This is a genomic window from Winogradskyella costae, assembly GCF_013403865.1.
In the GTDB taxonomy this organism is placed as follows: Bacteria; Bacteroidota; Bacteroidia; order Flavobacteriales; family Flavobacteriaceae; genus Winogradskyella; species Winogradskyella costae.
Genome location: NZ_JABFDK010000001.1, coordinates 939,521 through 961,806 on the forward strand (window position 1 = coordinate 939,521; position 22,286 = coordinate 961,806).

A 22,286-nucleotide genomic window follows, 5' to 3' on the forward strand; every position below is an offset into this window, starting at 1 on the left:
CTATTAAATTTTAAAGATAACAACTGTATTATCTTTTAGAAATTAAGATACGTAATAATATTAAATTGATCTCTATTATTAGATTCAAAAAATTGATTCATATAGCCTGCTTCTATCCTAAGCGATTTGTTTACTTTATAACCTAGGCCTCCATACACCCTATTTCTATCAAACACTGAAGACTCTGTATTTAAAAAAATCTCATTATATGCTGAAAGATAGTAGCTATTACTTTCTTTCTTGGTTATCGGAATATTAAATCCTAAAAAATAACGAAAGCGCATTTTATAATCGTCTTCAATAAACCGTTGTTCAAACCTATAGCGATGACTTAGCCCTACACTCCCAACCGTTTGTTTGGTTGTAAATTGTTGAAATATACGATGTTCATTAATCGATACTTTATCTTCTGTATCATCCACATAATTTTGAGATAGAATATAGCCATAACCGAGCAAAATATTGTTATTATTTTCAGTTAAATTATACCCCACCCCTGTTCTTATGAGTAATTGCTCTAAATCATCACCGATATTGTAACTTCTATATTGCACTTCATTGTGTATATTCCATTTGGAATCTAACTTCTTATTACCGATATAAATAAGCCAATTTCCAAAACTACTATCTTGCGCAAACGTAAAAAATGGTAGCGCCAACAAAAGCGTTAGTGCTACCATATTCATTTTCTTTAACATATTATATGTTTATTTTTTATTCATAAAATTTTACTTCACCTGTATTTACATCATACATGGCGCCAATAATTTTAATTTCACCGTTTTTCTCCATTTCAGTAAGCACTGGACTTTCGTCATGGATTCTATCAATCATTAATTGAACATTAACGTGTGATACTTTATCAACAAAATCTAAATTCTTAGAGGTTCTTAAGCTTTCGTCTTTAGGTTCTGTAACTGCATTTACTGCAGGTGTAATTTTTTGAACTAATTTGGTTAAATTACCCATTTCAGCATGGTCACAAGCTCCCTTTACGGCACCACAACTTGTGTGCCCTAAAACGACTATAAGTTCTGTGCCTGCTAATTTACAAGCAAACTCCATACTTCCTAAAATATCTTCGTTTACAATATTACCTGCAACTCTTACACTAAAAATATCTCCTAAGCCTTGGTCAAAGACCAACTCAGCAGAAACTCTAGAATCGATACAACTTAAAATCGTAGCAAATGGAAATTGCCCTTCGCTTGTATCATTTACTTGCTCTAGAAGGTTTCTATTTGCTTTTAAATTATTTTGAAATCTTTGGTTGCCCTCTTTTAAATATTGCAATGACTTTTCAGGTGTCATTGTTGCTTGGGTTTCTTTTGTATGTGCTTTCATAATGTTTTGTTTTGCGTTTAATTAAACTTGTTTTTATCTATGCTTCCGACACTAATAATGAAACATTCAATTTGCTCACTACTTCTCTTAAAGAGGTTTCACCCGTGTTTTTAGATGTATCCTCAGCTCTGTCAATACACAATAAATTAATACTATTTTTCAATAAATAAGAAGAGAGCGTATCCATAGCATCAGCATTTTGCTCAAATACATACTCTATAAATTTTTCTTCATTTTCATCAGCTAGCTTTACCGTTTCTTTCTGACTGTTTATAATCTTAAAAGATTTTAATGGTGCTTTAGCATGTGTAATTAAATCTTTTGAAAATTTACCGTTAAAGATTTTATGAGAATCGTTAAAAACTCCTAAGGACATTTTTTCATTAGGGATTAGTGCGTTTTCATTAGATGAAATCATAATGACACCTTTAAATTCTTTCAAAATAAAACGTGTAATACTATCCCCAATAAGCTGAAGCGGATTGGAATCGCGTTGTCCCAAAACAATAATGTCTGGTTTAGTAAGCGTGATGTAATTACTGATCTCTTCTTTAATTTTCCCAAATGCATAGTTGTAATTAATTGTTGCATTATATGCCTTTGAAATAGGATCAATTAAAGCTTCAATTTTCTTTTTAGTGATGATCTGCTCATCATTTAAAGTTCTAATTGCAGATAATTGATTGTCTATATTTACAATATCGGTATGTTTTTTAACATGGAACAAGTCTATGTCTGCACCAATCATTTGCGCTAAGCTTACACTACTCTTTATGGTTGTGCTCGTACTTTTACTTAAATCTGAAAGTACGAGTATTTTATATTTATAAGTTTCCATAATGTCTAACTTAAACTTATTTTAGACTTAGGTCTCAATTGAAAGAAATCAATGAAACTAGGTGGGTTTTCAACGATCCCACGTTTAGAAATTAATTTAATGTCGATGTTTCTCTCTTTTGCTTTAAACGCAAAATCTTCGAGAATTTCAATAATATCATAATCAAGATATCTTGTTTTAGTCACGTCGAACTCTAAATAAGTATCTCTTGGTAAGCTATCTAATTCTTTTAAAATAGCACCTTTATTAAAGAAAGTTACTTCTTCAGCAAGAGCCATTTTAATTTTATGTTTTCCATTACTATTATCTTCAATGTGCAAGAAGTGAGAGTTTTGGTAACTCTTTAATAATATGACAACAACTCCAACAGCCAGCCCAAGACCAATACCAACTAGTAAATCTGTAAAAACAATACCAATTACTGTTACAAAAAATGGTACAGATTGTTTCCATCCTAATTTATACATCTTTACAAATAATGATGGCTTAGCAAGCTTATAACCTACTATTAAAAGTATAGCTGCTAATACCGATAATGGAATTTTATTAAGTAATGTAGGAATTAATATCACTGAAATTAATAATAAAAATCCATGAATAATAGCAGACATTTTACTCTTCCCTCCAGATTGAATATTAGCAGAACTACGCACAATTACCTGTGTAATGGGTAATCCACCTATTAAACCAGATAAAATATTACCTGTACCTTGCGCTAATAACTCTCTATTGGTAGGTGTCACATTTTTATCTGGATCTATTTTATCGGAAGCCTCTACACATAACAAAGTTTCTAAACTTGCCACTAATGCGATTGTAAAAGCGATAATCCAAACTTCAGGATTTGTTATTGCTGAAAAATTAGGAAAGCTAAATTGGCCAATAAAAGAATCCAAACTATCTGGCACAGGTACACTCACTAAATGTGATTGAGCAATAGCAAGGCTCTCATTAGATTGTGTTATAACATAGAAAACTATCCCTACGACCACAGCAACTAGAGGCCCTTGAACGACTTCGAAAATCTTTCCTTTTTTGACTAAAACATTACTCCACAATAATAATATACCCAATGCGATAAAGCCTACTACCATAGAGCCTATAATAAGATTATCGAAAACATGCCATATTGCTGAAAATGTATTTTCACCAGAACTTTCTACAAAACTATCTGCTCCTTCTGGTTCGGCATCATAGCCAAAAAAGTGAGGGATTTGTTTTAATATAATGATAATTCCGATACCTGTAAGCATCCCTTTAATAACAGACGAAGGAAAATAATAACCAATAATTCCGGCTTTTAAAACACCAAAAAGTAATTGAATAACCCCTCCTAATACTACAGCAACTAAAAAGTTTTCATAACCACCTAAAGTACCTATAGCAGTTAATACAATAGCTGCCAAACCTGCTGCAGGTCCACTAACTCCAATTTTAGAACCACTTAAGGCTCCTACTACAACTCCTCCAATAATTCCGGCAATTAAACCAGCGAAAAGAGGTGCGCCACTAGCTAAAGCAATACCTAAACATAAAGGTAGTGCAACGAAAAATACAACGACACTTGCAGGCAAGTCGTTTTTTAATGTTTTAAACATTTGATATAATGATTTTGTCTATTGAATGGATTTCAATAGTTATTTTAATACTTTCTTTAGGGACAAAAAATGTCGAACGAAAAAATATTAAATAAAATCGGGTGGTGGAGATATTAAATTAAGATGCGGTACAGGATAGTTTTTAAACTGATATCCTTCAAGATGTGTAACCTCTTGAACTTCAATTAAGAATTCTGAATCTTGGTGATTTTTATCAAACAAAAGTTTAGCGTGAGCATTTTCTTCTTCCTCTGTTATACTAAAAAAACAAGCCACGTCAATTGAGTCATCTATAGACATAATAATTGTAGGGGCAGAAATAAGTGCCACAAATACTATGGTTAAGAAAATAGATAATCTGTATTTGGAGCTCTTTTGCATAAGCGACAAATATAATATGTTCAATTTTAACAGACTGTTAAATTAATTCTAAAAATCCTTTAATCGTTTAATATCTTTAGAAGGAATCCATCCTGTAGAGTTATCCGATAATTCAATTTTGTTCCAATCATCATAGGTTTCTACAATTTGTACCTTAGTACCTTCATGTAATCTAAACACTTCTTCACTTGCAGCATTAGGGTCTGTTTTCACTCTACTTTCTTGTGCAAATACAATCGCAGGATTATTCTTCTTATTTAATCCTTCCTTCTGAAATGCCATAGAGACAGCAAAACATGCCACAAACAAACTAACAATGCTAGTTACAAAAGCAATTCGTTTTTTTGAACTTGTATATGAAAAATGATAGGCTAAGAATATAATTACAAATAAGAGCGCACCCCCGACTGCGATTTTTGCCCAAGCATCTGTAGTAAACGTATTAACGATATTGTTTATTATTCTTGAAAACCCAACAACCGGAACTGTATCGATTGCATCAATGGTCATATTCTGCGCAAAAGCCAAATTATTTTGTATGTCTTTATCGTTTGGCTCTAATTGCAATGCCTTTTCAAAATAATAAATACTAGGAGCAATATTATTGAGTTTATAATTTGCATTCCCTAAGTTAAAATATAACTCAGCAGAGTGTTCTTTTGAATCTAATATAGATTCATATTTATCAATCGCTTCAGCAAATTTAGCATCATTATACAAGGCATTTGCATCACTAAAACTTTGATCATTTTGCGAAAAGCTCAACAGGCTAAAACAACATACAAGTAAGACGGTGATTGTTCTCATATTATCTTAGTTGTTTATCTATTAACGAAATTGTATGCCCTGCTTTATCATAATCGTTCTGCATGGTAACTTGCGTAATTGGTGTATAACGTGCCAATTCGCAATTTTCTAATATTGAAATAAAATCTGAAACCACTTCTTTTGACACCTGTCTTTCGCTTAGTAAGCTTTCAATCTTATCTTTATTAAAATCACTAGTTTCAATATTTAATTTTGCTTTTAAATAATTGTGAAGTGCTTTTTCTAAGGCCAAGTAAAATGATTCTTTTTGTCCAAGCGCTTTTTTGGCTTCACTTAAATACTTTTTGGCTAAACGATCAGCTTTTCTAATACGATTACCTTGCACATCTGCATCGCGCTCGTCCTTTTTACGCCTAACAACAATAGCTAAAGGAATGGCTAAAAATGGCACCAATAATAAGGACCAGAACCCAATAGACTTAAAGAAAGGCTCGGATTTTACAGGTATCCAATTAGAATTCGTTTTTATAAAGGCAAACGTATTTGTACTTGCATTGACTGTCTGTTTAGTGGCATCTACAGTGTTATCCACAGCAGCATTGGCGGCCATAGGCCCCTCTAATACATCAATAACTACATCGTCTGATGAAATGCGCTTATAACTTTCCGTTTTTAAGTCAAAGTATGAAAATGAAATGGTTGGAACCGGGTATTTCCCTCTATACTGTGGAACAATAGTATAAGTATCAGAAATGCGCCCTTGCATACCGCTTAAATTGGTCCTAACGTTTTCTTGGTGTTCTGGTTCATAAACCTCCAAAGAACTAGGAACGGTAAGTTTCGGTAATTCAAAAAGCTTTAAATTTCCAGATCCTGAAACCTCTATTTTAGCTTGAAGCGATTCCGTAGCATTTAACTGTGTTTTAGATGTTGTAACTTTGAAATCAAAATCGCCAACAGCTCCTTTAAAATCTGAAGGCTTCCCTTCTTCAGGCAATTCTTTTACATTAATCGTTCTACTGCCTGCAGTAACCATTTTTGGCACTCTAGTTATCAATGCTCTACCAAAAACATCTCTTCTATTTGAGGGTACTTCTACAGTGACCTCCATCACCAAAGGCTCTAGTTTTAAAGCTCCCGTTTTTTGAGGATAAAGCACCGTTTTTCTAAGAATAACATAACGATATTCTTCACCGTCATATTCACCTGTGTGAACAGGAAAACCTTTAACATCTATGTTCTGACTCCAGAAATCATTAAATCTCGGAGTATCTTTTTCTCTCCAACTACTTACACCCGTATCTTTTGAAACATACAACTTATAAACTACAGTAATAGCTTCATTTAAATAAGGATTGGCTTTAGATACCTCAGCAACTAAATGAATATTTGCCGAAGCAACATCTGAAGCAGTTGCCTCACCATTAGGCGCACTCACAGCAGCCGTAACATTTACCGTTATAGGAAATGTTTTATAGGTTTCACCTTCAATTTCAATGGTTGCCTGTTTAATAGTAAAGTTCCCTCGTGATTTTGGTGCTAAAAAATAACTGTAGGTCTTAGAGTAAGAGCGTTTTCCATTTCTAGAATAGTTACTCACAGACGTATTAGGCCCTCCAACGACATCAAAATCTGCAAAACTAGGAGGTACAAAATTATCCCCATCTTCGTTCATTTCGAAATCGATACGTAAGCGCTCATTAATCCCTAATTTTTTCTTGCTAACTTTTGCTTCAAATTTCACCTGAGCTGAAGCGATACTTGTTGCAAGTACTAAGAATATTATTAATATGTTTTTAATTGATTTCATTTAATTTTTTAAAACACTTTTACAGCATTTAGTGAGAGACTGCTTACTGTTAACTAGTTATTACCAATCTTTCTCAGTCTTAACTTTAGCACCTTTTTGTTTCTCAGCATTCATTTTCTCTTGGACCTTTTGTTCTTGATTTTGCATAGCTTCCAAGATATTCTTTATCTGCTGAGGAGACATTTGTCCTGGTTGCGGTTTAGGCTGTTGATTGTTATCCTTGTTATCTTCCTTTCCTTTACCATCATCCTTTTTATCATCTTTTGGTTTTCCGTCTTCATCCTTATCCTTGTCACCATCTTTTTTATCTTGATCACCTTCGTCTTTCTTATCTTGGTCGTCCTTTTGATCTTTATTGTCTTTGTTCTCGTCCTCTTTCTTTTGCTCGTCTTCCTTGTCCTGCTCGTCTTCTTTATTGTCGTCCTTCTTATCATCTTCACCTCCTCCATCGTCTTTTTGCTGATCCGCACATTCTTTTGCTAAAGCAAAATTATAACGTGATTCTTCATCAAGGGGGTTATTTCTCAAGGCATTCTTGTAGGCTTCAACAGCTTCTTTGCATTGTTTATTTTGCATTAAAATATTGCCAATATTATGAAAAGCCCTATGTTTTTCGTCTTTGGTAGTTGCATTATTTGCTGCTTCTTGACTTCTAAATAAGGCTTCATCAAAACTACCCTTTGTGTAATATGAATGCGCCAAATTATAAGCACCTGTAGCTTTACTTGGTGCTTCTGAAATGGCTTTTCTGTACTCCATTTCAGCTTCTACATAATTATCTTCTCCGACCAATTCATTCGCTTTGTACACAAAATTCGTCGCGTTTTTATCCGCTTTTAATTGTTCCTTATTAAGATCTTGGGAAAGGCCAAAGTTTCCAATTAAAACTGTGATAAGTAATATATAAAATTTCATATGTATCTTTTAATTATGAAAACGACCTCTAAATTACTAAAGCGTTAAATGACTTAGCGTTAAAAAAAATTTAAAAATTTTAATTCGTTCACCTTTATTGCTGAGAAAAGTCTCAATCCATATATTCTATGAGTAGCATTTACAACGCATCTTTTTAGATATATGTTTCATTAAATAAATTTAACTTCTTTAACCAAGCTGTTTTTCGTTCTAAAAAGAAGATATCGATGAATAATAACAGAATTCCGAAAACTAAAAACCACTGAAATTGATCTTTAAAATCTGCAATTTGCTTTGACTCAAATTCTTGTTTATCCATTTTATCTAGCTCTTCCTTTATCGTCTCCACAACTTTAGCGGTATTACTACCGTTAATGTAGACTCCATTGGCTTCTGCCGCAATTTCTTTTAGTGTAGATTCGTCTAATCTGGTAATAACTGTTTCATTGTTATTGTCTTTCTTATAGTTTAAAATAACTCCATTACGCTTTATGGGAATAGGACCTCCTTTTACATTACCCACTCCAATCGTTAATATTCTAATGCCTTGCTCAGCAGCCTCTTCAGCAACATTTAAAGCTTCCCCATCATGATCTTCTCCATCTGAAATAATAATCAATACCCGGTTGGCCTGATCTTCGTTATCAAAATAGGTTTTAGAAAGTTGAATCGCTTCGCTTATTGCTGTACCTTGTGAGGATAACATATCTGTATTCATGTTTTGTAAAAACATTTTTGCTGAAGCGTAATCTGTTGTGATTGGTAATTGTGGAAATGCTTTGCCAGCATACGCTATAATACCTACACGATCGCTTACTAAACTGTTCACAATCTGTGTAACCAATTGCTTTGATTTCTCTAAACGGTTTGGTGCAATATCTTCAGCTAACATACTCTTTGATACATCTACTGCAAAAACAATATCTACACCTTCACTCCTAACTGTTTCTAATTTAGTACCTATTTTAGGATTAACCAAAGCTAAAGATAAACAAGCAAACGCACCAGAAAGCACTAAAACTTTTAAAACACTTTTAAATAAGGATTGATTTGGACTAAGACGTTTAAGTAAACCAGAATCTGCAAATTTCTTTTGTACAGAACGTCTCCATAATTGGAGTATTATGAACAAAAGAATGATTACCGGAATTACCAGTAACGTCCAAAACCATATTTTCTCATCAATTCTAAACAAAGCTTCTAAATATTGTATTTCTTAATAATAATTCTATCAATAATAACAGTCCTGCAATGAGCACTAATGGTCTGTATTTTTCGTCGTAATTGTAATATTTTGTTTCTTCAATTTCAGTTTTTTCGAGCTTATTGATTTCTTCATAAATCTCGGCTAACTTATCATTGTTTGTGGCTCTAAAGTATTTACCACCCGTTTCAGATGCGATTTCTTTTAATAGAGCTTCATCAATTTCCACTTGCATACGACCATATCTAAACGTACCATTAGTGTTAAAACCTATTGGAGATAATGCCATACCATTTGTACCGATACCAATAGCATAGACTTTAATTCCATATTCTACAGCTAAAACGCTAGCTGTTTTTGGATCTAAGGCACCAGAGGTGTTAACCCCATCCGTTAATAAAATAATAACTTTACTCTTAGCTCTGCTATCTTTTAATCGGTTAACAGAAGTTCCTAACCCCATACCAATTGCCGTTCCGCCTTCGATAATAGAATTATAATTAATATCTCTTAGCGATCGTTTAACGATAGATTTATCGCTAGTAATTGGAGTTTTAGTATAGGCTTCACCTGCATATTCTACTAAACCAATACGATCATTTGGACGGCCATCAATAAAATCGGCTGCCACTTCCTTTAAAGCATCTAATCGATTAGGACGCAAATCCTTTGCCAACATACTTGCCGAAACATCAATTGCCATAACAATGTCTATTCCGCTCGTGGTTTTAGTCTTTGTAGACACATCAACTGTTCTTGGTCTTGCTAAAGCCGTAATTAGAAAAGCTAAAGCCACTAAGCGCAACGCAAAAAGAATGTATCGGAATTTTGACCAAAACGAAGATGTCCCTTGAAAACCTTTGATACTAGATATTTTTAACTCAGCCGTTTGTTTGCTGTGTTTAAGAACATACCAAATTATGGCTATTGGCAACAGCAACAGCAACCAAAAAAATTCTTTATTTAAAAATTGTATATTCTCTAGCATTATTTTTTCTCTTCTACAGGCTCTTCAGATTTCAATTCAATAGAGTCCATAATACGTTCAATCATTTCATCAGCATAACCATCACCTCTAGACCATGTGATAACGATTTGCTGTAATACATTTTCATTAGAAAAACACAACAATGCGTACTCGGCATTTACAAAATCATCTGTTCCTGCTACCTTAAGGTTTAACGTACCAAATGTTTTTAAGCCTTCTGCATTATTAGGAGTAATAAATTTATCTCTCTTAATGGTTATATCGGAAGCTCCTTTTGCTTCGAAACCCTTTATGGTTTCCTCTGAAACCTTCAACAAATCAAAGGTAGGATTATCCGTATTTTCTCCTTGCGGTGCTTGCTTTGGTACATTAAGTGTGGTGGTATTTATAACTACACTAAAAACATCTAACATGGTACCATATGCAAAAGTAGTCATGTTAAGTTTTTCCTTAGCCTCTTCCGAAATTTGAGGATCCACACGCTTTAAAACTATAGGTGTCTCTATCCAAACAGGAGGAAAACCATAGGCGCTTTTAACCCAATCTCCCTCTAAAAGCTCTTTACTTTCATGACCAATAATAGTGTCTTTCACATAACTAAAACCATATTTAATCCCAAAGCCAATAAAGGTTGCAATAATTAGAAAAAGTGATATACCGACAGTAATCCATATTTTTGCACGCTTTTTTTTACGTTCTTGTGCTTCTTTATACTTTTGATCTAATAACTTTTCTTCTTCGGAAGGTTCTGGTAAGCTTACCTTAACGTGATCTATGGCTTTATCTATCGTAGATTTATCCATTTCAGCAAGAGCAGTATCTGGAGCAGACTTCGCAAATTTAACTAAATCGGCACGTTGCAAAATAGATTCGATATGTAAAATGGTCTCTTTTGAAAGAGGAATTTGATTGCCATCTTTTAATAAATTTAATCTCGTAACCAATTCTGATGTGGTGCTTTCTAAAGCACGATCATAAACTTTTTCATCTAAATATTTTCGGATGATAAAAGTTAATTCGGAATAGTATTCTTTAACCTCCGAGCGAATTAAAAACTGACTTTCATCAAGTTTCTGTAATGCTAATTTTGCACGATCATAAGGAGGTAATAATGCTATTTCTTCCTCCTCGGTTAAAGGCTTTGTTCTCCAAATAAACCAATACAGTAAAAACACAATTACCGCTATTACTAATACGATTATTAAAAGCCATTTCCACCAATCACTTCCGCTTTCTTCAACCTCGATGATAGGCTTAATATCGTAGAGTTTTTGTTTTGTTGTATCAACTTCAATAGTATTAACCTCCACCCTTAAAGAATCCGTAAAAAAGGGCTGCTCACCAATAATAATTTTTTGCCTCGGAATGGTATACCCTCCAGAATCGAACTGTGTAAGCTTATAGACTCTAGATAATAAAAACCTTGCTTCTCTTTTAGTGGTATCTATTTTTAAAGCCTCCACATTTTCTAAAGGCATAAATGTTTGTCCTTCTGGAAATACGACTAATGCTAAAGAATCTGCTTCTACATTAATTTTATAATTGATTTGTTCACCAATTCTAATTTTTGTGGTATCAATTTCAGAAGTAACCTGTGCAGAAGAGATGAGAGATGATAGAAAACAGAATATAGAAAATAGACCTAAAATGGTAGACCGAAGATGGCTGACCATTGGGCTTGTATTTCTTATTATGTTATTTTTCTTATTCATATTCTTATCTTCTTTTCTATATATTCTGTTTGCTATCCTCTTCTTTTAAAATACCCTAAGAGTTTTTTTACATAACTTTCGTCTACGCGACAATCAATAACACCTGCTCCAGATTTTGTGAAACTATCTTTAAAGTAGTTGACTTTTTCGTTATAAAACTGACTATAGTTCTGTCTTACTTTTTTAGATGACGTATTTACCAAAATTAGTTCTCCTGTTTCTTCATCTTGCATTTGAACCATACCAAGGTTTGGAATTTCTTTCTCATGCTTGTCGTAGACTCTAATGCCGGTGATATCGTGTCTACCCGCTGCAATTTTCAGGTTTTGCTTATAATTATCGGCCACAAAATCGGATAGCACAAAAACAATGGCCTTTTTCTTCATAACATTAGACAAAAACTTAAAGGCTTCTGCAATGTTAGTCTTTTTACTTTTAGGCTTAAACTCTATTAATTCTCTAATTATTCTAAGCACATGAGAACGTCCTTTTTTAGGGGGGATATAAAGTTCAATCTGATCTGAAAATAAAATTAATCCTATTTTATCATTATTCTGAGTTGCAGAAAACGCTAATGTAGCTGCCATTTCTGTAACTATTTCATTTTTAAACTGATTTTGTGTCCCAAACATTTCACTTCCTGAAACATCTACCATAAGCATCATGGTAAGTTCTCGCTCTTCTTCAAAAACTTTAATATGAGGCAAATTAGTTCTTGCGGTAACGTTCCAATCAATATTTCTAACATCATCTCCAAATTGATACTGACGCACTTCAGAAAATGTCATACCACGACCTTTGAAGGTTGAGTGATATTCTCCTCCAAATATATGATCAGACAAACGTCGTGTCTTAATCTCTATTTTTCGTACTTTTTTTAGAAGTTCTTTAGTATCCATTATTTAGTGAGCAGTTTGTAGTCTTCAGTTTGCAGTCTCCAGTTACAAGTTAACAACTGTAGACTGAACACTGAGTACTTTTTAAGGTACTTCAATTACATTTACAATCTTATTAATAATATCTTCTGAAGTGATATTTTCTGCTTCCGCTTCGTAAGTAATTCCGATTCTATGACGTAAAACATCGTGAACAATAGCACGTACATCTTCTGGAATCACATAACCTCTTCGCTTAATAAAAGCATAACATTTAGCTGCTGTAGCTAAGTTTATACTTCCACGAGGAGATGCTCCAAAAGAAATTAAAGGTTTTAAGTCGCCTAGTTTATATTTTTCAGGATAGCGTGTTGCAAAGATGATATCGAGAATATATTTTTCGATTTTTTCATCCATGTAAACCTCTCTAACGGCATTTTGTGCACTTAAAATTTGAGCAATAGACACTACAGGATTTACTTTTTCGTATGTTCCTCTTAGGTTCGCTCTTACAATTTGCTGTTCGTCATCTATGGTTGGATAATCTATAACTGTTTTCAACATAAAACGATCCACTTGTGCTTCTGGCAAAGGATAAGTTCCTTCTTGCTCAACTGGGTTCATCGTTGCCATAACTAAGAATGGCTTATCTAAAATAAACGTTTCGTCACCAATCGTCACTTGTTTTTCTTGCATTGCTTCAAGCAAAGCCGATTGTACTTTGGCTGGTGCTCTGTTAATCTCATCTGCTAAAACAAAATTGGCGAAGATTGGCCCTTTTTTAATCGTGAAGTCATTCTCCTTCATATTAAAAATTAATGTACCTACCACATCTGCAGGTAATAAATCTGGCGTAAACTGAATTCTGCTAAACGAAGCGTCAATAGCTTTAGACAGCGTATTAATCGCTAAAGTTTTTGCCAAACCTGGCACACCTTCTAGTAAAATATGACCTTGACCTAATAAACCGATGAGTAATCGCTCTACCATATGCTTTTGTCCGACGATAACCTTGTTCATTTCAAAGGTTAATAAATCTACAAATGCACTTTCTCTTTCTATCTTTTCGTTAATTGACTTAATATCAACTGTACTCGTTTCTTCCATTATTTAAGGGTTTAAGAACAAAACTATGTTTAACACCTATTTCATTTTAAAATAAATTTTCAATAAGAAATGGCGCCGTGTTTTTTAGAGCATGCAAAGTGTTAAAATTTTTTCTTAGTTGCTGTTAACAATTGGTTAAAAAAAAGAGCAATACCGAAGTATCGCTCATTTAAAGTTCAGAACTCGCCTAAACGAGTTCTATTAATCATGGATTAGAATAATTAATATTGAATGTCTCTTATTTCAGTAGATGTTTTAGCGTTTAATACCATCATATTATCAGATGTATTAAAACTAATAGATTCATCGAGGTCTAAATCTATTACTATGTCATACATATGATTTGCTTTAAATTCTGAATTTACTATGTTTGAAGGTGTAGCATTGCCTTTATCTGCAACTTCTAAACTAAATAATGTTTCATTGATATCAATAAAATTATTATCATCTAAAACAATTCTAATTTCATAAACATACGTGGATTCAATTTCAGAATAATTTACGAGTAGTAATTGCGCATCTTCGTTAAGCGCACTTACATTATGAGTACCAGTATTAATAGCATTTAAGCTAACCCAAGCATCTGAAACGCTTTTTTCTTGTTTTACTCGTATTTGCACATCAGCTATATCTAAGTAAACCTTATTAAGATCTTGCGTTGTGCTTTTTAAACTCACAGAAACTGATGCCAATTGCGCATTGTCATGCATAGCATCTTTAGAGCAACTAGTTGCACTTATTAAAAGGATAAATGTGAATACTAAAAATTTAAAGACTTGTAAGTGTTTCATAATTTGGGGTATTGAATAATTACAGAGCAATGATACCTCAATCGGTATGTTTTGAGTATTTTTATGCATGAATTGCACAAAAACCCATATAAACTGAAAAAAAAGTGAAATATTCTCGATTAATTGCAGGTACTATGACCTGGGGAAGCTGGGGAAAACAGCTCTCAAACAAAGAGATAGAAGCTTTAATCGACTTCTGTGTTTCTAACCACATCACCACTTTCGACCATGCAGATATTTATGGTGCTTACACTACCGAAGCAGACTTCGGAAAAGCCTTCAAAGGCTCTAGCATTCAACGAGACGTCATTCAGCTAATTTCAAAATGCGGTATTCAAGAGCAATGTGGTAACCGAAATAATACGGTTAAACATTATAATTATGGGAAAGATTATATTATTTGTTCGGTTGAAAATTCCCTAAAACATCTCGAAACTGACTACCTCGATTTATTATTACTACACAGACCGAGTCCATTAATGGTTGCTGAAGAAATTGCTGAAGCCATAACTATTTTAAAGAAAGACGGAAAGATTAGAGACTTCGGTGTATCTAATTTTACACCATCGCAAATGGACATGATTGGTTTGCGCATGGATATTGACGTCAATCAAATAGAATTTTCACTTACCGAACATTCTGCAATGCATAATGGCACCTTAGATTTTATGACCACCAATGGCATAAAACCAATGGCATGGTCGCCTTTAGGTTCCGTTTTTAAAGATGATAATGAACAAACCAGACGCATTCATAAACAGCTTGGTGCCTTGATGGAAAAATACAATGCAACTGAAGATCAGTTGTTATTGGCTTGGATTATAAAGCATCCATCTCAAATTCACCCTGTAGTGGGAACAACGACACAAGAGCGATTAAAACTAGCGGTTGAAGCTGCGAAAATTGAACTAGAACTAGAAGATTGGTTTTTAATATTAGAAGCTGCACAAGGGTGTGCGGTGCCTTAATAAACTTTGCTATCTCAATCGCAGTTTTCAGTGACTTAATCGGAACGATAATACTATAAAAACTCTTGCCTTCGCAGGAATGACAGAACTATGAAAAAAACAGCATTAATCACAGGTGCAACAAGCGGTATTGGTAGAGCAACAGCTTATGAATTTGCTAAGCACGGTATAAATTTAATTCTTTGTGGTCGTAGACAAGAACGCTTAGACAGTATACAAAAAGCCCTATCTAAAGAAACTAAAGTGCACACTTTAAATTTTGATGTCCGCGATAAAGTGCAGACTTTTAAAACCATTGCCTCCTTGCCAGAAGAGTTTCAAAATATAGACATTCTTATAAACAACGCAGGAAATGCTCACGGTTTAGACCCCATACAAACAGGAAATTTAGATGATTGGGATGCGATGATGGACATTAATGTAAAGGGGTTGCTCTATGTGAGTAAAGCCATTATCCCAAAAATGACCGAACGCAAATCTGGACAAATAATTAATATAGGATCTTCCGCTGGTAAAGAAGTGTATCCTAATGGCAGTGTCTATTGCGGCAGCAAACATGCCGTTTTAGCAATTACAGAAGGCATGCGTATTGATTTAAATCCCTTCGGAATTAAAGTCGGTGCTATTAATCCTGGTTTGGTAGAAACTGAATTTTCCGAGGTTCGATTTAAAGGCGATGCAGCTGCAGACAATGTCTACAAAGGGTATAAAGCGTTGCAAGCGGAAGATGTTGCAGAAGTGATATATTTTGCGATATCCAGACCAGCTCATGTCAATATTGCCGATGTGCTGATGTTTTGCACCGCTCAAGCTAGTTCTACGATTGTAAAAAAGGAATTATGAAACATTTGTTGAAGAATTATTGGCAGAATTTAATTTCAGATTATGCTGATCTTTCTTTAATTGATTCACTTTGGACAACTATCGAATCGCAATACACGTCTAAAAATAGATACTATCACAACCTTTCACATCTTTACAATATCTTTCTTCAATTGGAAGATTTTAAAACTGAAATTGAAGATTTAGACAGTTTAAGATTGGCCATTTGGTATCATGATATTATATACAAATCCACAACTAAAGACAACGAAGAGCAAAGTGCTCTTTTTGCGGAAAAAGCACTAAAAGATCTAAAACACGACTCGTTTAGTATAGAAAAGATTAAAAAACTCATCATTTCAACCAAAAAACACGAATTGATTTTAACCGAAAACCTAGATAATGCTTATCTTTTGGATTTAGATTTGTCTATACTAGGAACTGATTGGGAAACTTACAATAAGTACACTCAAAATATTAGAAAAGAGTATAAAATCTATCCCGATATTCTTTACAAACCCGGACGAAAAAAAGTCCTGAAACACTTTCTTCAAAGAGATTCGTTATATTTCACAGAACGATTCCAAACAAAATTTGAAAAACAAGCTAGAAAAAATTTGATTCAAGAAATCGATATGCTATAATTAAATTATCACATTAATGGTAAGTAAACATGATTAACAAACGCCTTCTCATAAAACACTTGCTTGCTCACAACGATGAGAACAGTTTTTATGATAAAAAGCGAAAAATTGATATTAGTCAAAAAGAAGGAAAAGCGAAGTTTTTAAAACATGTCTGTGCACTTTCTAATAGTAATCCAAAAAACAATTCTTATATCGTAATTGGAGTAGAGGATATTGACAACGAAATTATTGGTGTCGATTTTTTTGATGATAGCAAAATTCAAAATCTCATCAATGCTTATCTTAACAACCCACCAATTGTACAATACGAAAACATTCCATTTCCACATTTGTCAGATGACAAGGTTATTGGCTTAGTCACCATTAGACCCATTGATAGTATTACAGCTCTTAAAAAAAACATCTGGAAATATTATGGTGGCTCTGTATTTTTTAGAGATGGAAGCATTAGCATGCCCAAAGTTTTTGATATTGAAATTAAGGATGTAAACTCAAAAATTGTCGCAGCGATTGAAAACAATGCACAAAACAATATTGAACTTACATTAAATGGCGTTTTCGATTTTATGAATAAGCGCCAAGATTTTAGCCCACAATACAAAGTATTTAAAGAATACTTTGTATTGTGCTGGTCTGGGAACAAAAAATATGTAAATAATGAGCTATTTTTTTCTAGGGTAGATATTGAGTTAATTAACGAACAGGTTCGTTTATTTTATTCAGCATTAGATGAAGTTTCTATATCATACACCGAAGATTCTTTTAAAATTATTGAATACGTAAAGCTGGGTTTACACCAATCTCATAAATATTATAAACTTGAAGAAAAAATTATTCATTTTGAAAATAATGCTAATTACTCTATAGAGGTCAATCTTGTTTTTGAGCCCCCTCAATTTGATAAAAAAGTACTACATCATATTTACAATTCTAATAATTCAATTTTAAAAAAGCTTAAAAAAGCCATTACCTTGTCTCAAGGTGAATCTAAAGACTTAAGAAATCTAGCCGCTAGCTATTTAATTTGTTATCTCAACGGATTCGATACAGCATTGCAAAAATTAGAGGATATGAAACCATATCTAAAGAACTATAATTTAGAACTCTATTTTTCTTACAAAGAGACCATGCGAATTTTGAGAAAAGTAAAATATAGTTAGTTTATCGGTAATTATAGATTTTTCATCCCTGTTATTTGCATCTTGTCGGATCTCAATTAAAAACGATACTGATTATACAATTTTATCGACCATTCATCAAAAACTTTGCTGACCGACTAAAATATTGTCCATATTTGTAATGCTATTAATCAATTGCTAAACCTTGTTTCACCAAAGCCAAAAGCTGAAAATTGAAGCAAGGTTTTTTTTGTGCGCTTAAATAAAATTTAATTGTTCTTGTTTGCTGTGAATTATGCCATCAGCAGAAACATCCATCCACTTCGAAAGTATTGTAGCGTAAACGGATCTAAAATCAATATTATATTTTATATCACCATTTGGATCTAAATCACTTAAACTCGCCAAATTATTATAAAAACCGCCTTTCTTTAAATCCTTACCTATGACAAAAACATTATTCGCCGCACCATGATCGGTACCATTAGCTGCATTTTGTTTAACGCGTCTTCCAAATTCTGAAAAGGTTAAAATTAACGTATCTTCGAAAGTCCCGTTTCGCTTTAAATCGCTTACAAATGCCGTAACACTTTCTGCATATTGTGATAATAATTTTGTTTGCTTATTGTTTTGATTCGCGTGGGTATCAAACCCCCCAAGCGATGTATAAAAGACCTTTGTATCTAAATCAGAATTAATAAATTGAGCCACATTTCTAAGTTGTTTTGCAAAAGCGTTTTGAGGGTAGGTTTCTTGTGATGTTTTTAAATCCGTATTTTCAAAAATATAATTGGCAGATGATTTTGCCTCAATCATTGTTTGGTACAAATACCCTAAGTTATGTTCGCTTAAATGTGTGTCGTTATAATGACTTAATACATTTTTAAAATATGGGTCTTTTGCCGAATTATGCAAGACTCTAAAATCATTAGTGGCAATACCATTAAACTGCTCACCTTTCATAGCCAAACTGAGCTGCTCATCTATCTCTATGGCATTATAGGGCTGTTTGCCATATTGATCTAAGTAACGTCCTAACCAACCACTTTGTAAATATTCCTCTGAGCCACTTGCGGTTTGCCAAATATCCATAGACCTAAAATGTGATCTAACAGGATTGGGGTAACCAACGTTATTGATAATAGATAATTCACCATTATCAAACAACGCACGCAGTGGACTTAATGCAGGATGAAACCCTAAATCGTCAGTTAATTTTATAATACCTTTAGTGATTGCTAATTTTGGCCTTGCGTTGTAATACAAATCATTGTTATGTGGAATAATGGTATTTAACCCATCATTTCCACCAGCTAATTGCACAATTACTAAACGCTTATAACCTAATTGCTCTTTAGCTACAGACTCAAATGCTTTTACAAAATTAGGCACAAAAAACAAGCTGCTTGCTAAGGCTGAATTCTTAAGAAATTTTCTTCTATCCATAATTAACACATTTGATATTCTGGTAAGGACATTAACTGAACGCAGTACTCTCGTTTAGATACTTTACTCAGCGTTTGCAAATAATCTGCCGTTCCTTTATTTACAGTTCCTTGTAACATATAATCTTGAAGCTCTTCCGTGGAGACCGCTTCAAAATTCTCAAAAAAAGTAGTCCAATTTGGTGTGGTTTTAAAAGGCAATTTACCCTTGTGCTTTGTCATGAATTTCTTTTTAAACTCATCATGTTCACCTGAAGCAATTACAGCGTTATTCAAAATTACGGACGGTAATTTTAAACGTACCATAATAGTATTTGCGTCAATCCAAGCTTTATCACCTTTCCAGCCAGCTACATTTGGTGGATCCAATAAGGTTTGTCCTAATAATTTTTGAATTTTAATAAGGTCTCTTTCCTTTTCAAATGTAGCAGGCACTGTAACCGCCATTCCTACCAAATAATCTATTGGAGATTTTATTTTTGAACCTATGTTAGCGTCATCGTAAAACCAATCTGACAGAAACACAAAACGCATTAAGTTTTCGATATTATAATCTTTAAAAAACACATCAGTCATCGCATTGATATGTTTCGGATTCGGTTTTGGATTTACAAAATAACGGTAGATTTTATCTGAAATATAGGCGGCACATTGTTTATTTTCAAGAATAATATCAATAATATTATCTCCTTCATAATTCCCTATATGATTAAAAAACAGCTTAGAGTTATGATCATGATGATTTTCGTTATATACAAAACTCCCTTTAAAATCATGATTATAACCTGTAAAGGCTCTCGCACATTCTTTAATATCTTTCTCAGAATACCGTCCTTCTCCTAATGTAAACAACTCCATTAATTCGCGTGCAAAATTCTCATTAGGTCTTGCTTTTTTATTTTGCTTTCCATTAAGGTATCTAAGCATTGCGGCTTCTTTAGAAATAGCTTTTACAAAATCTCTAAAATCACCTAGCGCAAAGTACCTAAGCGTGTTATTGTATTGTTCAGTATATAATGGATTTCTCTCTCTGCATACAAAATGATTAGCCCAAAACAACGTCATACGCTCTCTAAGCAACTCGGTAGGATTAATTAATCGTTTTACCCAAGCTATATTAAACTCCAAAATTTTCTTTGCTCCTTTTTGATTAATTTCTCTCGCTAATTCTGGGAAGTTTTTAAGATCTACGGGTTTGATACCATCTAAATATGACAGATCTATATTTAGAGGAGTAAAAGCTTTAGAAGACTCAAAAAGTGCTTCAACCACTGATGCCCTATGTTTAGATATGGTCGTATTAGACTTTGGGTGCATTCCAAAGCCTGCTCGCCAATACAAATGTTGAAGTTGTTGCTGTGTCATATATATTAAGACTTAATATTTTTCTAATAGTTTAACCTACAGCTCTTAAAATAAAAAAAACCGTCTATATTATAAACGGTTTTTAAAATTAAATATTTTTAAATCAGCAATAAAACTGAAATCAATTTATAAATCGCGATACTAAATCGCGACTTCCAATTGTAAAAACAATACCTAAACCAACTGTACTGTAAGTTCCTTTTCTAAAAAAACTTTCTAAATTTGATGGTACTTCAATATCTGTTCTACTCACATTGTAACTGTAATCGAGATATATCATAAAATGCTTCGCCAACTCATAGTGAAGATATACTCCATAGCGATTTAACTTTGCTGAATCATGCTGCTCAGCAATATCAGATGTATTAAAACCCGTGTTTTTATAATCTAAATCACTATCAATTGAGATATTAAGCCCTAACCGCAATTTTTCAGTTGGCAAAAACTCATAGCCTAAGTATATATAGTTTTCAGCAATTCTCGACTTTCTATAACTCCCTATGAGCTCTTGATTTTTAACATCAAAATAGCTAGCACCTGTCGCAAGCCCAATAAAAAAGTGCTTATAAATATACACTTGCATTTTAAAATCAATTCCGGATTTACCTTCTAAGCCTTCTCCCATAAAATTGTCACCACTTGTAAAAGGTTTATGCCCTCCTACTGTAATTGCAAAAAATCGTTGACGCCCTTCTGAATTGAAAAAGCTGCTTTTAGATGTGGTTTCAGACTCATTTTCAGAAACGTTCTCTTGTGCAAAACTAACAGAACAAAATAAGCAAACACAGGTGAGCCAAAGAGTTTTAATAAGTGAACGTAAAGTCATAGTTATCTTCATTTATAGTTATAAACTCTGTTATTTCTGGTTCATCATTTATAGAATATGTAAACTCTACAATCTCACCAAGCGGTACGTATAATAGCCATTCAAAATCAGGATTACTATCATTAAGAAATCGGCTTACCACACGTTCTTCATAACATGAACTTTGAAACTCATTGAGTGTTATCCCTTCATAATATTCTAAGCAAAAGCCTTCAATATATTTAAAACTGTACCTAAGTGTGTAAGATTCTCCACTTGTTCTAACCATATTATAGTTAAAGGCGGCTAATTTTTTCAAGCTTACAGTTTCTAGGTTAAACGTTAAATCTAAAGGTGTATATTCTAAAGTATTGGTTTTATAGACATAGGTACTATACGCATCACCTCCATCTATTTCAATAGCAAAATCTTCGTCTCTATCGTATAATGAAATTACAGAAAAATGACCATCGGCATTACTATAACCTTCTCCTAGAATATATTGATTTTCACCACCAGTAAAATTACCTCGTTTTGTTAACACACTAATTTTAGCCTCAGAAATAGGCATATTATCCTGGTCTTTAATAGTGCCCTCAACTAAAATCCTGGTATTGTCTTCTAGTTGAACTTCACAACTTAAGACCGTCATTAAAAAACACGGTATTAAGAAGAATTTAAATAATAGTTTCATATGTTGAATTAGATCGGTTGCCTAATAGATGCCATTTGTAAAAAAAGGTTGCGTACTACAATGTTAAAAAAACAAAGCCATATCTTTCGAT

At 33.3% G+C, this 22,286-nt stretch carries 22 protein-coding genes; 4 read left to right on the forward strand and 18 right to left on the reverse strand.

Translation table 11 applies throughout. The features are described from left to right. Window positions 1-35: 35 nt before the first annotated feature. The 14 genes from HM986_RS04000 to HM986_RS04065 all read right to left on the reverse strand — a co-directional run bounded on the left by HM986_RS04000 (window position 36) and on the right by HM986_RS04065 (window position 14,331). The gene (locus HM986_RS04000; RefSeq protein WP_394354217.1) at window positions 36-698 is read right to left on the reverse strand and encodes a DUF2490 domain-containing protein; all 663 of its coding nucleotides are present in this window, start codon (window positions 696-698) and stop codon (window positions 36-38) included. 16 nt (window positions 699-714) lie between these two features. Further along, complete coding sequence (locus tag HM986_RS04005; RefSeq protein ID WP_179333778.1) at window positions 715-1,344, reverse strand: carbonic anhydrase family protein; 630 nt, start codon at window positions 1,342-1,344, stop codon at window positions 715-717. 37 nt (window positions 1,345-1,381) lie between these two features. Continuing rightward, on the reverse strand, window positions 1,382-2,182 hold the full coding sequence (locus tag HM986_RS04010; protein ID WP_179333779.1) for a universal stress protein: 801 nt from the start codon (window positions 2,180-2,182) through the stop codon (window positions 1,382-1,384). Window positions 2,183-2,187: 5 nt separating this feature from the next. Continuing rightward, window positions 2,188-3,780, reverse strand: coding sequence for a SulP family inorganic anion transporter (locus tag HM986_RS04015; RefSeq protein WP_179333780.1), 1,593 nt, complete (start codon window positions 3,778-3,780; stop codon window positions 2,188-2,190). An 87-nt stretch (window positions 3,781-3,867) separates the two neighbouring features. Next, window positions 3,868-4,161, reverse strand: coding sequence for a hypothetical protein (locus tag HM986_RS04020; RefSeq protein WP_218841386.1), 294 nt, complete (start codon window positions 4,159-4,161; stop codon window positions 3,868-3,870). Between the two features lie 48 nt (window positions 4,162-4,209). Next, window positions 4,210-4,968: a tetratricopeptide repeat protein gene (locus tag HM986_RS04025; protein ID WP_179333781.1), complete on the reverse strand. Its 759-nt coding sequence runs from the start codon at window positions 4,966-4,968 to the stop codon at window positions 4,210-4,212. A 1-nt stretch (window position 4,969) separates the two neighbouring features. Then, window positions 4,970-6,739 (reverse strand): BatD family protein, encoded by a 1,770-nt coding sequence (locus HM986_RS04030; protein WP_179333782.1) that lies wholly within the window; start codon window positions 6,737-6,739, stop codon window positions 4,970-4,972. A gap of 60 nt (window positions 6,740-6,799) precedes the next feature. Next, a complete protein-coding gene (locus HM986_RS04035; protein ID WP_179333783.1) occupies window positions 6,800-7,654 on the reverse strand; it encodes an aerotolerance regulator BatC in 855 nt (284 codons plus the stop codon). Between the two features lie 154 nt (window positions 7,655-7,808). Beyond that, entirely contained in the window at window positions 7,809-8,849 is a 1,041-nt protein-coding gene (locus HM986_RS04040; protein WP_179333784.1) for a VWA domain-containing protein, read from the reverse strand. Further along, window positions 8,842-9,846 (reverse strand): vWA domain-containing protein, encoded by a 1,005-nt coding sequence (locus HM986_RS04045; protein WP_179333785.1) that lies wholly within the window; start codon window positions 9,844-9,846, stop codon window positions 8,842-8,844. The genes HM986_RS04040 and HM986_RS04045 overlap by 8 nt, the downstream gene beginning before the upstream one ends. Then, the gene (locus HM986_RS04050; RefSeq protein ID WP_179334388.1) at window positions 9,846-11,519 is read right to left on the reverse strand and encodes a hypothetical protein; all 1,674 of its coding nucleotides are present in this window, start codon (window positions 11,517-11,519) and stop codon (window positions 9,846-9,848) included. Before HM986_RS04050 ends, HM986_RS04045 begins: the two co-directional genes overlap by 1 nt. 71 nt (window positions 11,520-11,590) lie before the next feature. Continuing rightward, window positions 11,591-12,457, reverse strand: a complete 867-nt coding sequence (locus HM986_RS04055; RefSeq protein WP_179333786.1) for a DUF58 domain-containing protein — start codon at window positions 12,455-12,457, stop codon at window positions 11,591-11,593. Window positions 12,458-12,538: 81 nt separating this feature from the next. After that, window positions 12,539-13,540, reverse strand: a complete 1,002-nt coding sequence (locus HM986_RS04060) for an AAA family ATPase (RefSeq protein WP_115808224.1) — start codon at window positions 13,538-13,540, stop codon at window positions 12,539-12,541. A 221-nt stretch (window positions 13,541-13,761) separates the two neighbouring features. Continuing rightward, a complete protein-coding gene (locus HM986_RS04065) occupies window positions 13,762-14,331 on the reverse strand; it encodes a DUF4382 domain-containing protein (protein WP_179333787.1) in 570 nt (189 codons plus the stop codon). A gap of 104 nt (window positions 14,332-14,435) precedes the next feature. On the opposite strand from HM986_RS04065, the gene HM986_RS04070 reads away from it, so the two are divergent. The 4 genes from HM986_RS04070 (at window position 14,436) to HM986_RS04085 (ending at window position 17,928) form a co-directional block, all read left to right on the forward strand. After that, window positions 14,436-15,299: an aldo/keto reductase gene (locus tag HM986_RS04070; RefSeq protein WP_317167313.1), complete on the forward strand. Its 864-nt coding sequence runs from the start codon at window positions 14,436-14,438 to the stop codon at window positions 15,297-15,299. Window positions 15,300-15,389: 90 nt separating this feature from the next. Then, the gene (locus tag HM986_RS04075) at window positions 15,390-16,142 is read left to right on the forward strand and encodes an SDR family NAD(P)-dependent oxidoreductase (RefSeq protein ID WP_179333788.1); all 753 of its coding nucleotides are present in this window, start codon (window positions 15,390-15,392) and stop codon (window positions 16,140-16,142) included. Further along, window positions 16,139-16,765 (forward strand): HD domain-containing protein, encoded by a 627-nt coding sequence (locus HM986_RS04080; RefSeq protein WP_179333789.1) that lies wholly within the window; start codon window positions 16,139-16,141, stop codon window positions 16,763-16,765. Before HM986_RS04075 ends, HM986_RS04080 begins: the two co-directional genes overlap by 4 nt. A gap of 29 nt (window positions 16,766-16,794) precedes the next feature. Further along, the gene (locus HM986_RS04085; RefSeq protein ID WP_179333790.1) at window positions 16,795-17,928 is read left to right on the forward strand and encodes an ATP-binding protein; all 1,134 of its coding nucleotides are present in this window, start codon (window positions 16,795-16,797) and stop codon (window positions 17,926-17,928) included. Window positions 17,929-18,144: 216 nt separating this feature from the next. Here the strand turns inward: HM986_RS04085 and HM986_RS04090 are convergent, their stop codons facing one another. The 4 genes from HM986_RS04090 to HM986_RS04105 form a co-directional block, all read right to left on the reverse strand. Continuing rightward, window positions 18,145-19,332 carry a DUF1501 domain-containing protein gene (locus HM986_RS04090; RefSeq protein ID WP_179333791.1) on the reverse strand — a complete coding sequence of 396 codons (1,188 nt, stop codon included), beginning with the start codon at window positions 19,330-19,332 and terminating at the stop codon, window positions 18,145-18,147. Window positions 19,333-19,334: 2 nt separating this feature from the next. Beyond that, window positions 19,335-20,696, reverse strand: a complete 1,362-nt coding sequence (locus tag HM986_RS04095; protein WP_179333792.1) for a DUF1800 domain-containing protein — start codon at window positions 20,694-20,696, stop codon at window positions 19,335-19,337. 121 nt (window positions 20,697-20,817) lie between these two features. Beyond that, window positions 20,818-21,522, reverse strand: a complete 705-nt coding sequence (locus tag HM986_RS04100; RefSeq protein WP_179333793.1) for a hypothetical protein — start codon at window positions 21,520-21,522, stop codon at window positions 20,818-20,820. Beyond that, entirely contained in the window at window positions 21,500-22,195 is a 696-nt protein-coding gene (locus HM986_RS04105; RefSeq protein ID WP_179333794.1) for a carboxypeptidase-like regulatory domain-containing protein, read from the reverse strand. Before HM986_RS04105 ends, HM986_RS04100 begins: the two co-directional genes overlap by 23 nt. Between the last annotated feature and the right edge of the window lie 91 nt (window positions 22,196-22,286).

Coding starts and splice junctions, on each gene's coding strand:
- HM986_RS04000 (WP_394354217.1), bottom strand. CDS start 698: ATGTTAAAGAAAATGAATATGGTAGCACTAACGCTTTTGTTGGCGCTA.
- HM986_RS04005 (WP_179333778.1), bottom strand. CDS start 1,344: ATGAAAGCACATACAAAAGAAACCCAAGCAACAATGACACCTGAAAAG.
- HM986_RS04010 (WP_179333779.1), bottom strand. CDS start 2,182: ATGGAAACTTATAAATATAAAATACTCGTACTTTCAGATTTAAGTAAA.
- HM986_RS04015 (WP_179333780.1), bottom strand. CDS start 3,780: ATGTTTAAAACATTAAAAAACGACTTGCCTGCAAGTGTCGTTGTATTT.
- HM986_RS04020 (WP_218841386.1), bottom strand. CDS start 4,161: ATGCAAAAGAGCTCCAAATACAGATTATCTATTTTCTTAACCATAGTA.
- HM986_RS04025 (WP_179333781.1), bottom strand. CDS start 4,968: ATGAGAACAATCACCGTCTTACTTGTATGTTGTTTTAGCCTGTTGAGC.
- HM986_RS04030 (WP_179333782.1), bottom strand. CDS start 6,739: ATGAAATCAATTAAAAACATATTAATAATATTCTTAGTACTTGCAACA.
- HM986_RS04035 (WP_179333783.1), bottom strand. CDS start 7,654: ATGAAATTTTATATATTACTTATCACAGTTTTAATTGGAAACTTTGGC.
- HM986_RS04045 (WP_179333785.1), bottom strand. CDS start 9,846: ATGCTAGAGAATATACAATTTTTAAATAAAGAATTTTTTTGGTTGCTG.
- HM986_RS04050 (WP_179334388.1), bottom strand. CDS start 11,519: ATGGTCAGCCATCTTCGGTCTACCATTTTAGGTCTATTTTCTATATTC.
- HM986_RS04055 (WP_179333786.1), bottom strand. CDS start 12,457: ATGGATACTAAAGAACTTCTAAAAAAAGTACGAAAAATAGAGATTAAG.
- HM986_RS04060 (WP_115808224.1), bottom strand. CDS start 13,540: ATGGAAGAAACGAGTACAGTTGATATTAAGTCAATTAACGAAAAGATA.
- HM986_RS04065 (WP_179333787.1), bottom strand. CDS start 14,331: ATGAAACACTTACAAGTCTTTAAATTTTTAGTATTCACATTTATCCTT.
- HM986_RS04075 (WP_179333788.1), top strand. CDS start 15,390: ATGAAAAAAACAGCATTAATCACAGGTGCAACAAGCGGTATTGGTAGA.
- HM986_RS04080 (WP_179333789.1), top strand. CDS start 16,139: ATGAAACATTTGTTGAAGAATTATTGGCAGAATTTAATTTCAGATTAT.
- HM986_RS04085 (WP_179333790.1), top strand. CDS start 16,795: ATGATTAACAAACGCCTTCTCATAAAACACTTGCTTGCTCACAACGAT.
- HM986_RS04090 (WP_179333791.1), bottom strand. CDS start 19,332: ATGGATAGAAGAAAATTTCTTAAGAATTCAGCCTTAGCAAGCAGCTTG.
- HM986_RS04095 (WP_179333792.1), bottom strand. CDS start 20,696: ATGACACAGCAACAACTTCAACATTTGTATTGGCGAGCAGGCTTTGGA.
- HM986_RS04100 (WP_179333793.1), bottom strand. CDS start 21,522: ATGACTTTACGTTCACTTATTAAAACTCTTTGGCTCACCTGTGTTTGC.
- HM986_RS04105 (WP_179333794.1), bottom strand. CDS start 22,195: ATGAAACTATTATTTAAATTCTTCTTAATACCGTGTTTTTTAATGACG.